Genomic DNA, 17,223 nt, shown 5'->3' on the forward strand with positions numbered 1-17,223 from the left:
AAAATATTTGTAGAATTTGTCCAAAAATACTGCTAAACTTATTCATGCTTTCCTCAGGTTCGGGTTTATATGTTTTTTACAATTCTATACTACCTGAATCGGAGGTCTTTCTAAAATCTATTTTGGACAGATGTGATATTTTCTAAAACAAAATTTTAAGGAGGAATGAAAATGGCAGTAGCAAAGAAGGCAGCAGCAAAGAAGACAACAGCAAAAAAGCCAGCAAAGAAAACCACCGCTAAGAAATAAGAATTACATAATTTTTATTTAACAGTGGTGATAAACATTAGGCTCTGTATATCTACAGAGTCTAATGTTTTTATGGGGATGTTATTTCCGTTTCTTGCCTAAACTTCTTTTTGCATGGTATTTTAAAAAGTGAATCTTTCTTCCTTCCAGAAGCCAAGCCGTTATATAAATAGTGAGCTTAATTCATACGGGAAAAAATTTCATGAAAAATTTCCCGGAAATGTAAGCGTTGCATTGTGTTTCCCGGATGTTTATGAAGTCGGGATGTCGCATCTCGGATTAAAGATCCTCTATGATGTAATTAACCGATTGCCCCATGCTTCTGCCGAGCGTTTTTTTTCTCCATGGACAGACCTCGAAGAATACATGAGGAGGAATAATGTCCTCCTTTCATCACTTGAATCGCATGCACCGCTAAAAGATTTTGACATCGTCGGTTTCAGCCTTCAGTATGAATTGTCGTACACAACGGTTTTAAATATGCTCCATCTCGGAGGCATTCCTCTCAAAGCAGAAGATAGATTTGGAGGAGATAGGTTTAATGCAAAAAAGGATTTTCCACTTGTGATAGCCGGAGGCCCGTGCACGGTTAATCCGGCGCCGATGTCTGCCTTTATCGATGTCTTTCTAATCGGTGACGGTGAGGACGCAATTGTGGAACTGGTGGATGCTGTAAGGCAGTGGAAACTTAGCGGTGACGAAAAAAGGGAAACGATACTGAAAGAGATTTCCAAGCTTGAAGGTTTTTTTGTGCCATCTATTCATAAATCCGAATCGAGCGTGAAAAGGAGATTTGTTTCAAGTCTCGATAATGCGCCGTATCCTGTAAAGCCTGTTTTGCCTTATGCATCCATTGTCCATGACAGGATAAATATCGAGGTCTCGAGGGGATGCACAATGGGCTGCAGGTTTTGTCAGGCAGGAATGATCTACAGGCCTTTGAGGGAGAGAAGTCCAGAGAATGTATTGAGAATTGTTGAAGAGTCGCTGATAAACACAGGTTATGATGAAGTATCATTCACCTCCCTGAGTGCCGGTGATTATAGCCACCTCCTCGGCGTGATAAGAGAATGCAACAGGAGGTTCGGTGAATCAAAGATAGCGATCTCGCTGCCATCCCTGAGGGTTGGTGCTGTGAATCAGGATGTATTGAAGGAGATAAAGTCAATAAGAAAAACCGGTTTTACCATGGCTCCTGAGGCAGCTACTGAGAGATTGAGGAGCGTTATAAACAAAGATTTCAGCGATGATGATTATGAGAATGCATTAAAGGCACTTTTTAATGAGGGCTGGCTGAGTCTTAAGCTCTATTTTATGATAGGCCTTCCTACAGAAACGGATGAAGACATAGAGGCAATCAAGGGCATGGCTATGAAAGCCCTGCACATGGCAAAGAAGAATACTGGAAGATTTGTAAACATAAGCATAACGGTTTCTCCCTTTGTTCCAAAGCCCCACACGCCATTTCAGTGGTATGGACAGATATGTCTTGATGAGATAAAACGGAAACAAAAATATCTGAAGGATGTGCTGAGCAGCAAAAAATTCAAATACAAAGGGCATGACGAACACATGAGTTTTCTTGAGGCTGTATTCTCACGAGGAGACGAAAAACTTTCACTACTTATAGAGAAGGCATGGGGATCGGGCTGCAGGCTGGATGGGTGGTCTGAAATGTTTGATCTCAATAAATGGCTTGATGCAATGGACATGACAGGAATAGACGGCGCATTCTATGCACAAAGGAATTTTGGCAAAGATGAAAGCCTTCCCTGGGATAACATAGACACAGGAATAAAAAAGGATTTTTTATATAGAGAATACGAAAGGGCATTATCAGAAGAAAGGACGCAGGACTGCAGAAAGGTCTGCACTGCCTGCGGATTAAAATGCAGAGAATTTGGTGAATCGGGGAATCGGTCAGTTTGTGAGTTAAATTTGTCTTCTGAACATCAAACCATTTACCCATCCACACATTCACCCATTCACCATCAAAAAATAAGAGTCCGCGTTCAGTTCTCAAAGACAGGCAAACTGCGTTATCTTTCCCATCTTGAGTTGGTAACTGCTATACTTAGAGGATTGAGAAGGGCGTCTGTACCCTTTGACTTCTCAAAGGGTTTTCATCCATCTCCAAAGGTTTCCTTTGGCCCTCCACTGAGCGTCGGTGTTGCAGGCGAAAGGGAATTCTTTGATATGGAGGTTTTTACCCCCTTTGATATAGAATTCTATATAAAGGAATTGAATGCCAGCATGCCTGTCGTGGATGACGGAGGAATAAGGATAAATAAGATGAAAGTAATTCCAATGGATGCTCCTTCATTGAACAACTTTATTAAGAGATATGAATATGTGATAAGAGGCAATGGGCAAGAGGCTATAGGCGATAAGTTAAAGACAGTGAATATAAAAGATTTGCCTATCGCCCATAGCCTATCGCCTATAGCCTCTTTTATCGTTCAGCGAGACGGCAAGGATGTCGATATATCGCCATGCATAGAGGATATAAGGCTTTCAGAGGATGGATTAGTTGCTACATTGATTCTCAGAGATAGTGATAATATTAAAGTTAGAATCGGAGAGATTGCCGAGGCGATATTCGGAATGAATATGAATGAACTGCAAATAACAAGAACAGCCCTTTATGGCTGGAATAATGAATGGGTAGAACCACTATGACCCGAGGAAAGAGAGATTAGCCGTTATGACGAGCGAACTTGTGATCAATGCAACGAGGGAAGAGAGCAGGGTTGCACTTCTTGAAGGGGGGCAGGTTGTTGAGCTTTATATAGAAAGGAAAAGGGGTGCAAGCCTTGTGGGGAATATCTATAAGGGAAAGATTATAAAGATACTTCCGGGCATGCAGTCCGCATTTGTTGACATCGGTCTTGAAAAGGCAGCTTTTCTATATGTGGCTGATATCATGACAGAGATGGAGGAGTATTATACTGCCTTTTTAGATACCGAGGCAGAAAAACTGGAGTTATATCCAAAGGCAGCCCATATGGAAAAGGCTCTGTCGATAGAGGAGATAGTGCAGGAAGGTCAGGAGCTTTCTGTTCAGGTCTCAAAAGACCCCATTGGTACAAAGAGCGCCCGTGTTACCTCATACATTACCCTTCCAGGCAGATATATAGTCCTTATGCCTAATGTGGAGCATGTGGGAATCTCTAGGCGGATTGAGGATGAAGAGAGCCGTGCACGGCTCAAGGCAATGGCCACAGAAATAAAGCCTAAGGGTTTTGGCCTGATTGTGAGGACTGCCAGCGAAGACGCCACAATCGACGAGATAAAGAAAGACCTCGAATTTTTGATGCTCCTCTGGGATAATATCCAGAAAAAGAAGGAAAAAATGTCCGCACCATGCCTTATATACAGCGATCTCGATCTTGTGTTCAGGAGTGTAAGGGATTTTATGGGCCAGGATGTGGAAAGGCTTGTAATAGACTCCCCTGAAGAGTATGAGCGGGTAAAAGAATTTGCCGGAAATTACTTCCCGAGACTGCTTGACAGGATAGAGTTGTACGAAGGCAGGGAACCCATATTCGATGCATTCGGCATAGAGCTGGACATATCGAGGGCACTCGGCAGAAGGGTATGGCTTAAATCCGGAGGATATATAGTTATAGACCAGACAGAGGCAATGACGGTTATCGATGTGAACACAGGAAAGTTTGTGGGAAAGGAAAGCCTTGAGGATACAATATTGAAGACAAACCTCGAGGCTGTTAAAGAGATCGCCTACCAGATAAGGCTCCGAAATTTAGGAGGCATAATCATAATAGACTTCATCGATATGGAAAAATTGGAAAACAGGGAAAAGGTCTTCAGCGCCTTTGTTGATGCCATGAAAAAGGACAGGGCAAAGAATACCATTTACAACCTCTCCGAGCTTGGCATCATACAGATGACGAGGAAGCGCGTACGGGAGAGCCTCGGCAGGGTGCTGTGCGAACAGTGTCCTTACTGCGAGGGCAAGGGTTTTGTCAAATCAGCACGGACAGTCGCATATGAGATATTCAGAAAACTCAAGAAAATGAACCTGCCACACAACACAACGGCTATGATAAAGGCGAATCCTGCAGTTGCAGACCTTCTGTCGGACGAGGAGAGGCATGGCATTGAAGATGTCGAGAATATATATGGCATAAAAGTTATAGTGAAGGAGGATGTGAACCTCCATCAGGAAAACTACGAAATCACGGTTTTATGAATGATAAGTTTGAAAAACTCCTGTCTGTTCTTAAAGAGATGCAGTCTGTTGTCCTTGCTTTTTCTGGCGGCGTTGACAGTACATTCCTTCTTAAGGCAGTAAAAGAATCCGGCATTCATGCCCTTGCTGTTACAGCATATTCGGAGACCATGCCGGAGAGCGAGTTGAGATTCGCCGAAGATATGGCAAAACTCATCGGCATAAGCCACAGGGTTATTAAAACCGATGAGATGTCCAATCCAGATTTTGTGAGCAATCATAGAGACAGGTGTTTTTATTGCAAGGACGAACTCTTCTCCAAACTTTTAGATACAGCCAGAACAGAAGGTTACAGGTATGTTATTGACGGCAGTAATTCCGCTGACCTTTCGGACTGGAGGCCAGGGAGACAGGCAGCAGTTAAACACGGCGTGAGGAGCCCTCTCGTTGAGGCCGGTTTATCAAAGGATGAAATCAGGGAACTTTCAAAGGCAATGGGACTTCCCACATGGTCAAAGCCTGCATCTCCGTGCCTTTCATCCAGATTCCCATACGGGGTGGCAATTACAAAGGATGCACTAAAGAGGGTTGAGATGTCGGAAGAGTTTCTCAAAAATCTCGGTTTCACTGAATTAAGGGTCAGAAGTCATAATGACATGGCAAGGATAGAGCTAAGGGCTGATGAGATTGACAGGTTGTTCAATAAAGAATTAAGAGAGTCTATCACAAATGAGTTTAAAAAGATTGGATTTAAGTATGTAACTATTGACCTTGAAGGTTTCAGAAGCGGAAAGCTCAATGGATAAGACGCAGAAGTCAGATAATAATCTGTCCTCTGTTTTCTGTTCTCTGTCTTCTGATGCATGTGTGCGGTGCGGCAGTTGCAAGGCATTATGTCCGACTTATATCGAAGATGTAACAGAGGGGATGAGCGCCAGAGGCAGGGTTGTTCTCTTAGAGAAATTTTACGAAGGAGAACTAGAACCGTCGAAGAAACTGGATGAGAGGATATTCAGCTGCATGCTCTGCGGAGCGTGCAATAAGCTATGCCCGCTTGGGATTAATGTAACGGATGCCATGTATGAGGCCAGAAACCGCCTCAGGGGTTTCAATAAAAAGAGAAGGTTTTTGGGCCTTGGCATAAGGCTCGGGCTCAAGAAGGCATCGAATTCCTTCAGGGTTTTAAAATTCCTTGAGACCATAAACGAGATGCTTCCTGTTTTTCGAATCTATCCCTTCAGTGCAATAAAGAGGATGGATGTAACTCTTCCTGATTCTGCACTCAGGGACGGGATGTCTATTTTTAGGGTATCAAAGCCCAGGGGAAGGATTGCGATCTTTGCGGGCTGCAGTGTTAATTTCATTTATCCCAATATAGGAAGGTCATTGATAGAGAGCCTGAATGCAATGAACTATGATGTCGTCCTCCCAAAAGGAGAGGTATGCTGTGGTGCGCCGCTGATGGGACTCGGACGTAGAGAGGATGCTGCTGAAATGGCAGAGAGGAATATGAATGCCTTCAAGAAACTGAACGTGGAGGCTGTCATCGGACTCTGTCCAACCTGCATTGATTCCATAAAAAACAGGTATAGAAGCCTTATTGGAGACGGAATAGACAATGCTGTTGAGGTATCGCAGTTTTTTGGTAAACTTCAGCCTTCAGCCTTCAGCCCTCAGCCCTCAAAAGTGAGTTATCACGACCCGTGCCATTCCATTTACGGTTTGGATGTGAGTGTCGAGCCGAGGCAGATATTGAGGTCCATGGGATTTCATCTTATGGATTCGGAAAGGGGCTGCTGTGGATTTGGCGGCACGTTTAGGTTATTATATCAGGAGCTTTCCGAGTGCATCCTCGAAAAAAGGATTGAAGAATACAAAAGGGCGGATATGATTGTCACATCATGTCCGAACTGCATACTCCAGCTCAGGAGCAGGATCAAAGACAGGCCGGTAAAACATATAGCCGAAGTTATAAATGAATGTATAAGAATAAAGGCATGCAATTAAATGAGATGACAATGAAAGATAAAAATGTGAAAAACAAACTCGAAATCCTCACGCCGCAGGGGCTTGAAAATAGTGATAAGCCTCAGAAGATGAGGTTTAATAAAAGGACAAGCTGCATCCGCTGCGGCAAGTGCTGCAGTGAAAGCAGTCCTTCATTAATGAAGGCAGACATGTCCCTTTTTGTATCTGGCGTGCTGTCTCATGAAAATACATACACAATAAGAGATGGAGAGCGTGTAAGGTCTAAGGGAGACGGCAATATATATGAGTCATTTGTAGAGCTTGTTAAGATTAAGGATAAAGACAGGACGTCTGTATGCGTATTTTATAAGGATAATGAAGGATGCAGCATATACGAAAACAGACCTTTTCAATGCAGGGCATATAAGTGCTGGGCGCCGGAAAACCTCATGAGCGGACTTGAAGAAAAGGCTTTAAAGAGGAGCGATATCTTCGGCTCCATCGATTTGCTTATGGAGGTCATAAAGAAGCATGAAGAAAAGTGTTCATATAAAAAACTCTCGGATGCATTTGACAGGCTGGCAGAAGGAAGAGAGGATGCTGTTGAAGATATAATGGATATGCTGCAGTACGATACATATATAAGGCCGTTTCTTGAGGAGAAGTTTAATGTTCCATCGACCGCAATGGATTTGATACTTGGAAGGCCTCTGGCGGATACTATTAATGAATTCGGTTTTAAGGTTGAAAAGGATGGAGACGAATATATTTTATTGCCGCTAAAGCCAATAAAAGAAGGGGAGGAAGAAAAATGAAATTTTTTATCGACACAGCAAATGTTGAAGAGATTAAAAAGGCATGGGAACTCGGCGTTATTGACGGAGTAACCACAAATCCATCCCTTATATCAAAGGAAAAGAGGGAGCCGATCGGTCTTTTGAAGGAGATATGCAGTATTGTCGACGGCCCGATCAGCGCAGAGACAGTAAGCTTAAAGGCTGATGAAATGGTTAAAGAGGCAGAGGAACTCGCTAAGATACATGAAAACATTGTGGTCAAGATACCCATGACCGAAGATGGACTGAGGGCTGTCAAAAGGCTTTCGGCAGAAGGCATTAAGACCAATGTTACGCTCATATTCTCTGCAAGCCAGGCACTGCTTGCTGCAAAGGCAGGAGCCACGTATGTGAGCCCTTTTGTCGGAAGGCTCGATGATATAAGTCATATAGGAATGGATCTGGTAGCCGATATCCAGGATATTTATGAGAATTACTTTTTTGATACTGAGGTGATAGTCGCGAGCATAAGGAATCCGCTCCATGTTGTGGAGGCAGCAAAGATGGGCGCCGATATTGCCACAATCCCTTACAGCGTAATCTCTCAGCTCGCCAGGCATCCGTTGACGGATATAGGGATAGAAAAGTTTTTAAAGGATTGGGAGAAGGTAAAAGGCAAATGAGCGATGAATGGGTCGTGGTATTTGTTACTTATGACCCTATTGAGGCAGAGATAATAAAAGACCTGCTGGAAAGCGGCGGAATACCCGTGGTCTTGAGGTCATCAAAGGTGAGTCCATATCCTGTGAATATCAGCAAAATGGGAGAGATAAAGGTCTTAGTAAGAGAAGAGGATAAGGAAACAGCAGAAAAGGTCATAGAGGGAAGGAATAATGATAATTCCGAATAATATGATATATTTGATTTATGAAGGATCAGAGAATTTCGATTATAGAAAGTGCATTGAATCTGGTAAGCGAGACTAAAAGCCATAAGCTCTTTCTCTTTTTAAATACAGCACAGGAGTGCCGGTGGTTTTTAAAATCAGGACTTGCAGCAAAAGACAATGTCGTGCTTGTAATCCCAAAGACACTGGATATTCCCGAACCGGAACTCAAGGACGCCGGCGTAGAGATAATAAGAAGCTGGGCGGGCAATCAGAGCCGCTTCTCCCGCATCAAGTATGCCTTTCTCCACGGAGTCCTGCAGGATATCATTCATACAGACAGCAAAGTCGTCTGCGTTCTCGGCCCTTGGGGTAAGAGCCATCTTGATACAGTTACTATACATGACCTTGCCCTTTCATGGAGCGAGGACTTCCCATTCGAGCCGCAGCCTCTCGTTACCCACAAGGCATTTAACATCATCATGGCTGTTGTTGATATTGCACTGGACATCGGTGCGCTTGGAAGGGAAGGCAAACCGGTAGGTACAACATTTGTGATTGGAGATGCGGAAAGTGTCCTCAAATTATCCCATCAGGCTGTATTTAATCCTTTTAAGGGATATCCAAAGAGCGAAAGAATAATTACCCGGCCTGAAGTGGTGGAGAGCATAAAGGAACTTGCAAAACTGGATGGGGCATTTGTGATTTCGGATGCAGGGGTTGTCGAGGCAGCAGGAAGGCACCTCGATGCGAGGAGCATTGTTACAAAGCAGCTCAGGGGACTGGGCTCAAGGCACCGGGCTGCAGCAGGGATAACACGCATGACAAAGGCTGTTTCGGTCGTGGTATCCGAAAGTACAGGAAGAGTGACCATCTTTGAAAAAGGGCATATTATATCGACACTCGAGCCGGTAATAAGCAGGAGATTGGTGTAGTTTCGAAACCAACAGCGACGTTATGCGTCATACAAGAAGGCATTGTTAAAGGAAGTTCTCTGAAAAAATGGATTCAACATATTCAGAGGTTTAGGCATTTTGTTTTGTTTCCCTCAGTGCATAACGAGGGCTTTAACCAGCGCGGGAAATCGTGCTCTAATGAAGATCGTGCCAGAACTATCCAGCGTATGGTCGACGCCGTTGTTATATCATTAATACATTGTGATTAATCTGAGAAGTTTTTCCTCTGGTTTGTATTCAAGCGATAACGTAAGTTTTATGAGCTGTCCGGTATCACGGGCCCTCATCTCTATTAAAATATTGAACTTGATTGTGTTGTATTCGCTCAGATACACAAGATTGTAAATGTAATTGCTGCTTATTTTCTCTCTGATTAGTTTTTCAATTTCTTTCTTGTCACAATTTATTAGGCAAGCCTTTTTAAGTTTGCCTTCCTTATTAATTGTCAGATACCGAAGTTTATTGTCTTCTATGAGAATATCAAAATCGGTTATTGCAAGGACATTAGGGGTAATGGCGTTGATTGAAAAAACGGTATTACTCTCAAAGCCTTTGAAAACAGCCCGTTCTATTTTGTAAGAAAGGAAAACCCCATACATTATTGACTGTATGCTTTTGCAAACGTAACCATGTTCCTCGAATGGATAACCAAGCATATTGACATTCTCATCGTTGTCCCAATCATCCTCATGCCCCATGATTATGTCGTTTTGGTGTTTAATGAAGCTATGGCAAAGGATAATAGAAAGGTATGTCTTCATGAAAGAGGAGAAGTTCAAATCTATAAAGCTCACATATGGCTCATAGCGGGATAAGTTGTTTCTGAACGTTGTGACCATTTTATCTGAGAGATTATTTATATAAACCAAGAAGAATTGGCTGCTATGTTTGTAATCACAATGCCTAACCGGTTTGACATTCCTACAAAATTCTTCAAAAAGTCTATCTTGCAGCTTGTTGTCACCAATATAGTCGCCGCAAAGCACGCTATGGCTGCTACGCTTATCAAATATAGGGATAATTTGTTCAAATATCTCTATGCCATACCATGATGATTCAATTTTCGAGGAATCGAAGACAAAAAACCCCTTCGTTTCTATCTGGATTTGGTATCAGAGTATTCTTAAGATTCCCATACTTAATATTTTTTGCGGCCAGAACATCCAATAGTTGTCGAAACAAACCGTTTATTTCACCAAACATTTGCTGATGGCTTAGCCCTAAATAGCTCTGCGCTACCTCTAAGAATATATTGCCGCGAGCATTAAGCGTGAAAATTGTACCTTGTCTCATATCAAATATAACGCCTGAACTGTGCAGCTATTCGCCGTCCACACGATTGGGTTGTTAGCTTCCAGAATCATATTTGTTTTGATATGACTTTAATATCTCCTCTTTCGCAAATGGTATTATATGCGAAGATTCAATAATGGTATCAAAATTGGCACTATCAACTCCAACGCAGTGTTTCCATGGCTCTTCAAAAACTTCCTCTTCAGTGGGTGTAATGAATTTACATTTGTCAGGTTTGACGCCATTTAGAATGCGGAGAAAACTTGTAACATTGTTAATAGACATGGACAAAAGGTATTTCTCTTGAATTTTCCTCATGACCTTGAGCGATTCAGAGTCTGCATCTTCTATGACCCTGTTTATTATCATGCCGTGGATATCGATATCGTAGCATCTGAGGGTATCCATGATTCTGTGCACCTGTTTGACAACGAGGGACTCTGGATTGGCAACGATGATGAATGTTGACTTTTCATGGATAAAATTGGAGATGCCTTCTGATATGAGGATCCATTCATCCATGATATCCGCAATAGACCTCTTGCCGATAATCTGCTTGCCTATCTTATCAAGCCCCTCAAAGACCCTTGCGCCTGCCCTGAGATGCCTTCTTATGTATTTCGGCATATTGATGAGGTTTAATGTCTCTCCTGCAGGCGAGGTATCCCAGACAATCCTGTCGTATTTGCCGCTTTTAGCTATGTCTACGATGAGGTCGAGCATGGTCTCCTCTCTCAATGAAGGAGCAGAGCCGATATAATCGAGGAGTTGATGTCTTGATTCGCTGTCCAGGCCTTCCACATCTATGAGATGGGACAGGATGTCATAAAAATCAGGGCCGAATTTCCTTTTCCATCTGTCCATGATTGAGTCCTGACTTATCTCGATGGCATCGAGATTTTTATCCACTGCCCTGATAGTATCGCCTATATCTTCTTCAAGTATATCGGAGAGGGAAGGGGTCATATCCGATGTGATGATAATGGTCTTCTGGCCCGAGAATGCCAGTTGTACTGCCACGGCAGCAGAACAGGTGGTCTTGCCAACTCCGCCTTTGCCGCCGAAAAGGATAAGGGGTCTGTGGTTCATTGATCATTCGGAAAGCTGCTTCAGGTTGTCGCATGCGTACTGCATCCCCATCTCGCATGCCTTCTTGAAATCCGAGGATGCCTTTCTTGTATAGGCAACACCTCTGGAAAAATAAGCCTCCATATAATTCGGCCTTATGGAGATAGCCTTGTTATAATCCTCAATTGCCTTATCATACTGTCCCTTTTTAGCATAGGCAATGCCGCGGTTGTGATACGCATCGGCGAAATTGGGATTTATTGCAATGGCCTTGGTCTCATCCTCGATAGTCTTGTTGTAGTTGCCTTTCTTATAGTATGCAAGGCCGCGGAGATGATAAATATCAGCATCCTTCGGCTCTGTAGCTATTACCTTATTGAAATCCGAAATTGCCTCGTCATAATTCCCCTTTCTGTAATATGCGAGGCCGCGGTTGTAATAGGCATCGGTAAAATTCGGGTCTTCGGAAATGACCATATCGTATTCTCTGATAGCCCTGTCGTATTTGCCATCATTGAAATAACTGTTGCCCCTGTTGAAATAAACCGTGATATCTGCCCCTTCGGCGATTAAAGCCGTAAAAGCAATAAACATGCTTAATAACAAAAGAATGATTTTTGACTTTCTCATATCCATCTCCATTTATTTGATTTTTAAACTGCCCTTTCTATTCTCACCCCGAGTTCTATTTCTTCGAGTATGGATGCCACGTGCTCGCATCGCTCCTTTGGCCCTGAGTAACAAACAGCCTCTCCGGTTGTATGCGCCTCGAGTGCGATCCCTAATGCCTTCTGAGGACTGCACTTTATGGCCTTGACGAGCTGCAGGATCACCTCGTCAAATGTATGCCAGTCGTCATTCAGGAGGATGACATTCCACGGCTCTATTACAAATGTTGAGGGATAATCCAGTACAGAGGTTTTAGTTTCGTCAGCCATATAGAATTATATCACAGTCATTATCTACGGTGAGACATGCCGGTGTCGGCTTCTATAAGTTCTTTTATCCTTTTTGCAATATCTTCTTTAGAACCGCATGTCTTATATGCCTCGACAGCCTTTTTCCTGAGGAGCACAAATCTTGTATGTCCGGATATTCTTATATCATCTATCAAATTCCAGTCTTCTTTGCCGATAAATTTGGTGAATACCTCTTTTATTTCAGGATACATGGTCTTGCGGTATCCTTCCAGAAAGGCAACAAACAGGACAAGGGAAACATTGTCCTTAGTATCAACAATCCTTTTTAAAGGCCCGTAGTCAGATGTGTCGGAAATCAAATCTTTCAGCGCCCTCAGGAAATATTCTATATTTCTATCCTCAGTTTTTATAAGGATGTCATGCCAGTCAGGAATGTCCTCTATCGCCTCTCCAAGCTCATGATACAGCAGAACAGAAGAGTATCTGTCTGCCAGCTCGTCCAGTCTTTTCTCAAAGTTCTCATCCATATCTTCATCGGGTTTGAATCCCGACATTGGAAATGCATAGCCACGGGCAGTGTCGCCCTTTGCCCTGAAGTCCAGAAACTTTTCCCAGAGGAGTGTTTTTAGAGGTTCGAGCCTCAAGAATATGCACCTTCCCTGGAGCATGGCGGCTGAGGAGAAAATATCCCGCACATATTCCTGCTTTGTTGTATAGATCGTGTAGTCATACATCTCTTTTTTCGATAATAGTTCTGCAAGGAAAAATGTTGGCTTCATATAAAGCCCGTAGCCGGCGCCATAAACAAGGCCATAATCTTTTAAAATCTGATTAATATCGAAGACCTCGAATGGATGGTAACGCTGTCCGTTTATGATTAAATCTCTAAAATCTTTATCTTCGAGATCCTTCCAGAGATTCTCTTTTTGAGATATCCATTCTGATATTGCCTGCCTGTTTATATGTCCCCATGGTTTTAAATTATGCTCTGACCTGTAAAGGTCTCGCAGGCGCATCAAGAGTCCGCATATGGAAAAATGTCCCCAGTATTTTGCATCAGAGACTTCACAGTTGAACTTTATGTCATCAATGAGAGTGTTTATAGGGATAGGTTTGTTTAAAACGTGTGCCATATCCCTATTCCAAACCTTATAGGCACGCCGTATCGAGGCTCAAATATATGGAGTTCTTTGCTCTTTATCAATAAGTACTGGTATTGTATCTGGCCGAGGGGACGCACCATCTTGCCCATCACTTCCCCTGCCACGGTTACCTCCCTCCCCTGGGAATAAATGGCGGTATCGAGATAGCCTTCGTACAAAATGATAAACCTGCCGTGGGATATATCCGTATCCTCAGGCCTTCCGCGATAGCCCAGAGGTTTCTGAACCACTTCGATATAAGTGCCTTCCTTCATATTTATTGAACTGGCAATAACACCGCCGAGGATGACAGTCCTTCCTTTGTATGCATCAGGGTCTTTCATGACATCGATTGGTGATATCTCCTTTTCAGCCCTGTCCCTTAACTCCTGGGACACCACATGGGCGCAGCCGGAGATTAATAGTATCAGAAGGATTAAAGACAGAATGCCTAATCGTTTCATACATCTATTATAAACCTTTTTGTTTCCCTTATGGAGTCTGGTATGATTTAAATCATTTATGTTTTTTGTTTTTGTTTAAAAATATAGATAGAAACTATCAAAAGGAGGTTGTCATGCTTGACAGGACAAAGGTTGAAGAGGTGATAAACAGGATAAGGCCGTATCTCAGGAGGGACGGCGGTGATGTGGAGCTTGTGGATATAACCGACGAGAACATCGTCAAGGTGAAACTCGTTGGCGCATGCGGTACATGCCCAATGTCCATACTGACACTAAAAGGCGGTATAGAGGCGGAAATGAAAAAGGCTATTCCTGAATTAAAGGCTGTTGAGGCGGTTTAACTACAGATAGCACTTCAGGAGGCGGTGCCATTCATTGTCTATGGTCCTGATAATCTTCTTGAGAGGCGTTGAGACCCCGAATTCGCATGTCTTGCATATGAAATCCCGCTCGCTCGGCTTTCCCAGGAAGATCTTTTCGAGGATGTCCTTTGCCCTTTCAGAGTTCCAGACCTCCTGAACGGAGCTCTCTTTTAGGTTGCCAAGGACAGCCCTTCTTCCCATATCCTCGCAGCACAGGACAGCATCTCCATCGAAGCTTACTACCATGTCTCTCAATGGCAGGGTCTTTTTGCATCCTTTAAGTTTTTCGCCGGGATATTTCAGGTTCCATGAAGAGCAGTCAGGCACGAGGCCGGTGCGGGAATTGGGCAGGAATATCTTTACGCGTATGCCCTTTTCTTTCCAGTATCTTTTTACCTTAATCACCTCTCCAATCGGCCATTTGTAAGGAATGGCGCGTATCTGAATGCGTTCCTTCGGATAATGTTCTATTAAATAATCAATATTCTTAAGTGTTTTATTGATATCCAATCCCATTACTTGCCTGTAAACCTTGGGGGTAATGCCGTGGCAGCTTATGTAAATCGGGCCCTGAAAGCCGGTGGAGATTAATCTGTCGGTACGTTCCGGCGTCAATAGAAAGGCATTTGTCTGGATGACCAGTTTCAAGCCGGAGTTGAGTACATAGGAAATTTTCTCAAAGACATTCGGGTCTATGAACAGTTCACCCATATTGCAGAACAACACATGCCCGCGTATAGGATATTTTTTGGCGATGGAAGAAAATTCATCTATGATCTTTTTAAAGAGGCTCTCCTCCATTATGCCCATGGTTAAATCTTTTGACAGGTCATGGTAAGGGCATGTCTTACAGGATGCATTGCAGTAAGAATGTATATCCAGTATCAGGTTTGAAGGATAGGGAAGGCGGGTCAAACTGCCCAGAGAGAGGGACTGCCATTCTTTATCCCGGCTGTCGTTGTCGGCTTTTCTCAATTCTTTTTCAAAAACATTTTGCATAATTCAGAACTGTAAGTACCTTAAAGGGGACGGTTCTCTTTATTTTTCCTCCAGCCCCTTTGTCTCCCCATTTGCTTTATCTTTTCAGAAATCTTATACGCCGTCATTGTCTCCTGCACGAAACTCTCACTACCATACACTATCCTCTTGTCCATCTCACCCTTCATTGCCTCTTTTTCTTTGAGCATACCTCTTACGAATTCTCTATACTTCCTCTTCCGCTCCCCTTCATCCCCCGACAACTGCAGGTAGATTAGGATGCTCATCGACAAGCATATCCCTCTTTCCATAGGCATATGCCCTATAGCTGCTCCATGCATAATCCTTCGGGTCTTCCACTATCTTTGCCCGTACCGGATTCAGTTCTACATAGCTGCCACAGGCAAGCAGATACTCGTCTTTTGAAATGATGATGCTTTTGTATCTGTCCTGCCAGAAATGTCCCGTATGGCTATACTTGCGTTTATAATGCTGGGCGTAGGCAAGGTTAATCCCCTTCATTACTTCAGATAAACTTCCCCCGCCTTCTAACGGCTCAATTACCAAATGCACATGGTTTGTCATTAGAACGTAGTGATACAGCTTGAACTGGTATTTCTCTTTATAGCGAAGAGGTAGTTCCAGATACTTCCTGAAATCTTCCTCATCTTCAAATACATCCTGACGGTTATTCCCTCTTGTCAGAACATGATATACATGCTCGTTTGGAGCTACTCTTGCTGTCCTCGGCATGTTTCAAATTATCATCTTCTGCTGCTTTTGTCAATTAAAGAGAACCGTCCCCTTTAGTTTGCATGGCATGGAATATCAAGAAATCGATACCCTTCAGCAACCCATTTCAAATAAAATGGAATATACTTGTCATTTACTTTGTCTTTTGATGACAAAAAGTTTTTAAATGACTCTAACATACCCAATATGCAATACCATGTTTCAGCAATATAAGAATTAACATGGCATTATTATATTGCATTCCGTGCTTGTTTTCAATTGTTTTGTAAGATTTTTTGCTTGACTATTATACCCTTACTTCGTAATAATCTATCATATGTTGAAGAAACTTAAAAGAGAATGTTCCCGCCAAAAACATGAAAAACTGGAATCAACAAGAGGTTGAAATATTAAAGAGTAAGGGAGGAGTAATCGCTTTGGCAAACCCTTACGACAATCTTGTTACTACAGGGGTCGAGCCATGGCCTCCCGCAGAAGTAGTTCAAAAGCTTTATCAAAGTAGGCAAACAAGAGCCTTTTCAGAAGAAGAGAAAGAAAAATTACAGAAATTCAACGGATACTATTCAGATTTTCAGTCCATCCACAGTGAGGACGCAATCACATGGAGCGTGTTCGGAACCATTGCCCGCGCTCAAATTGAAAAACGAAACAAATTCATATCAGAGCTATTTCAGACCCTTGACCTGGAATCAGAAGCGGTTGAAAGTTCAGAGATTTATTTATGGAGGCGCATACCACATCCGGACAACCTTGTCCCCAGTGGACCAGAAATTGATTTTGGAATTTTGACAAATGACACTCTGGTGCTTGGTGAGGCAAAATGGAAATCTTCATTAGGCGCCGCCCAAGGGAAAAATAAAGACAAAAACCAAATTCAATTGCGAGTTGAGTTCTTACAGAAATATGCTCCGAAATTGTACCCTGGAGTTCATAATTTTGTGGTTCTTAGCGTTGGCCTTAACAATGACGTGACAGAAAATTATACCGGCAAGACAGTAAAATGCATCAGCACAACATGGGGTGCGATTTGTTGTTTGCAATCTCATCCGCACCATGATGAGTTGCAAAGGTATCTCGCATGGAAAATCAAAAATACAAAGAATGGATAACAACCGGCTGCACATGGATGCCGCAAACCGCGCGGCACCAGTGAGCCGGGGCGTTATCTCCCTCAGTGAATGCGCCTGCCCTATTTGACAAAATAACATCGCTACAA

20 protein-coding genes are annotated in these 17,223 nt (G+C 42.9%); 11 read left to right on the forward strand and 9 right to left on the reverse strand.

Annotated elements, in window-relative coordinates; genetic code table 11:
• The first annotated feature begins 378 nt into the window (after positions 1 to 378).
• Genes V7L97_RS08045 through V7L97_RS08080 form a run of 8 tightly spaced genes read left to right on the forward strand, consistent with a single transcriptional unit; the run spans position 379 to position 9,006 of the window.
• The gene (locus tag V7L97_RS08045) at positions 379 to 2,928 is read left to right on the forward strand and encodes a TIGR03960 family B12-binding radical SAM protein (RefSeq protein WP_333654884.1); all 2,550 of its coding nucleotides are present in this window, start codon (positions 379 to 381) and stop codon (positions 2,926 to 2,928) included.
• Positions 2,929 to 2,953: 25 nt separating this feature from the next.
• Positions 2,954 to 4,462, forward strand: coding sequence for an Rne/Rng family ribonuclease (locus tag V7L97_RS08050; RefSeq protein ID WP_333654886.1), 1,509 nt, complete (start codon positions 2,954 to 2,956; stop codon positions 4,460 to 4,462).
• Positions 4,459 to 5,247, forward strand: coding sequence for an ATP-dependent sacrificial sulfur transferase LarE (larE, locus tag V7L97_RS08055; protein WP_333654888.1), 789 nt, complete (start codon positions 4,459 to 4,461; stop codon positions 5,245 to 5,247). The genes V7L97_RS08050 and larE overlap by 4 nt, the downstream gene beginning before the upstream one ends.
• The gene (locus V7L97_RS08060) at positions 5,240 to 6,448 is read left to right on the forward strand and encodes a (Fe-S)-binding protein (RefSeq protein WP_333654890.1); all 1,209 of its coding nucleotides are present in this window, start codon (positions 5,240 to 5,242) and stop codon (positions 6,446 to 6,448) included. Before larE ends, V7L97_RS08060 begins: the two co-directional genes overlap by 8 nt.
• 11 nt (positions 6,449 to 6,459) lie before the next feature.
• Positions 6,460 to 7,224: a YkgJ family cysteine cluster protein gene (locus V7L97_RS08065; protein ID WP_333654892.1), complete on the forward strand. Its 765-nt coding sequence runs from the start codon at positions 6,460 to 6,462 to the stop codon at positions 7,222 to 7,224.
• Positions 7,221 to 7,868: a fructose-6-phosphate aldolase gene (fsa, locus tag V7L97_RS08070; RefSeq protein ID WP_333654894.1), complete on the forward strand. Its 648-nt coding sequence runs from the start codon at positions 7,221 to 7,223 to the stop codon at positions 7,866 to 7,868. The genes V7L97_RS08065 and fsa overlap by 4 nt, the downstream gene beginning before the upstream one ends.
• Positions 7,865 to 8,095 carry a putative signal transducing protein gene (locus tag V7L97_RS08075; protein ID WP_333654895.1) on the forward strand — a complete coding sequence of 77 codons (231 nt, stop codon included), beginning with the start codon at positions 7,865 to 7,867 and terminating at the stop codon, positions 8,093 to 8,095. Before fsa ends, V7L97_RS08075 begins: the two co-directional genes overlap by 4 nt.
• A gap of 17 nt (positions 8,096 to 8,112) precedes the next feature.
• Positions 8,113 to 9,006, forward strand: a complete 894-nt coding sequence (locus V7L97_RS08080; RefSeq protein ID WP_333654896.1) for a DNA integrity scanning protein DisA nucleotide-binding domain protein — start codon at positions 8,113 to 8,115, stop codon at positions 9,004 to 9,006.
• A gap of 212 nt (positions 9,007 to 9,218) precedes the next feature.
• Here the strand turns inward: V7L97_RS08080 and V7L97_RS08085 are convergent, their stop codons facing one another.
• Positions 9,219 to 9,866 (reverse strand): hypothetical protein, encoded by a 648-nt coding sequence (locus V7L97_RS08085; RefSeq protein WP_333654897.1) that lies wholly within the window; start codon positions 9,864 to 9,866, stop codon positions 9,219 to 9,221.
• Positions 9,867 to 9,911: 45 nt separating this feature from the next.
• Here V7L97_RS08085 and V7L97_RS08090 point away from each other — a divergent pair, with 45 nt between their 5' ends.
• Complete coding sequence (locus tag V7L97_RS08090) at positions 9,912 to 10,079, forward strand: hypothetical protein (protein WP_333654899.1); 168 nt, start codon at positions 9,912 to 9,914, stop codon at positions 10,077 to 10,079.
• A gap of 295 nt (positions 10,080 to 10,374) precedes the next feature.
• On the opposite strand, the gene V7L97_RS08095 is transcribed toward V7L97_RS08090, so the two are convergent.
• The 5 genes from V7L97_RS08095 to V7L97_RS08115 are packed head-to-tail and all read right to left on the reverse strand — an operon-like array spanning position 10,375 to position 13,914.
• A complete protein-coding gene (locus V7L97_RS08095; protein ID WP_333654901.1) occupies positions 10,375 to 11,409 on the reverse strand; it encodes an ArsA family ATPase in 1,035 nt (344 codons plus the stop codon).
• A gap of 3 nt (positions 11,410 to 11,412) precedes the next feature.
• The gene (locus V7L97_RS08100; protein ID WP_333654903.1) at positions 11,413 to 12,018 is read right to left on the reverse strand and encodes a tetratricopeptide repeat protein; all 606 of its coding nucleotides are present in this window, start codon (positions 12,016 to 12,018) and stop codon (positions 11,413 to 11,415) included.
• Between the two features lie 23 nt (positions 12,019 to 12,041).
• Positions 12,042 to 12,326: an ATP-dependent Clp protease adaptor ClpS gene (locus tag V7L97_RS08105; RefSeq protein ID WP_333654904.1), complete on the reverse strand. Its 285-nt coding sequence runs from the start codon at positions 12,324 to 12,326 to the stop codon at positions 12,042 to 12,044.
• Between the two features lie 20 nt (positions 12,327 to 12,346).
• The gene (locus V7L97_RS08110) at positions 12,347 to 13,441 is read right to left on the reverse strand and encodes an Sfum_1244 family protein (RefSeq protein WP_333654905.1); all 1,095 of its coding nucleotides are present in this window, start codon (positions 13,439 to 13,441) and stop codon (positions 12,347 to 12,349) included.
• Positions 13,426 to 13,914 (reverse strand): Slp family lipoprotein, encoded by a 489-nt coding sequence (locus tag V7L97_RS08115; RefSeq protein ID WP_333654908.1) that lies wholly within the window; start codon positions 13,912 to 13,914, stop codon positions 13,426 to 13,428. The genes V7L97_RS08110 and V7L97_RS08115 overlap by 16 nt, the downstream gene beginning before the upstream one ends.
• Before the next feature lie 113 nt (positions 13,915 to 14,027).
• Between V7L97_RS08115 and V7L97_RS08120 the strand changes: the two genes are divergently transcribed.
• Complete coding sequence (locus tag V7L97_RS08120; RefSeq protein WP_333654911.1) at positions 14,028 to 14,255, forward strand: NifU family protein; 228 nt, start codon at positions 14,028 to 14,030, stop codon at positions 14,253 to 14,255.
• Here V7L97_RS08120 and V7L97_RS08125 read toward each other — a convergent pair whose 3' ends face one another.
• The 3 genes from V7L97_RS08125 to V7L97_RS08135 are packed head-to-tail and all read right to left on the reverse strand — an operon-like array spanning position 14,256 to position 16,007.
• Positions 14,256 to 15,275: a radical SAM/SPASM domain-containing protein gene (locus V7L97_RS08125; protein ID WP_333654914.1), complete on the reverse strand. Its 1,020-nt coding sequence runs from the start codon at positions 15,273 to 15,275 to the stop codon at positions 14,256 to 14,258.
• Positions 15,276 to 15,295: 20 nt separating this feature from the next.
• Positions 15,296 to 15,463 (reverse strand): hypothetical protein, encoded by a 168-nt coding sequence (locus tag V7L97_RS08130; RefSeq protein ID WP_333654917.1) that lies wholly within the window; start codon positions 15,461 to 15,463, stop codon positions 15,296 to 15,298.
• Between the two features lie 40 nt (positions 15,464 to 15,503).
• A complete protein-coding gene (locus V7L97_RS08135; protein ID WP_333654920.1) occupies positions 15,504 to 16,007 on the reverse strand; it encodes an REP-associated tyrosine transposase in 504 nt (167 codons plus the stop codon).
• A 356-nt stretch (positions 16,008 to 16,363) separates the two neighbouring features.
• Between V7L97_RS08135 and V7L97_RS08140 the strand changes: the two genes are divergently transcribed.
• A complete protein-coding gene (locus tag V7L97_RS08140) occupies positions 16,364 to 17,116 on the forward strand; it encodes a hypothetical protein (protein ID WP_333654923.1) in 753 nt (250 codons plus the stop codon).
• Positions 17,117 to 17,223: the final 107 nt, after the last annotated feature.

The organism is Dissulfurispira sp., assembly GCF_036745535.1.
GTDB lineage: Bacteria > Nitrospirota > Thermodesulfovibrionia > Thermodesulfovibrionales > Dissulfurispiraceae > Dissulfurispira.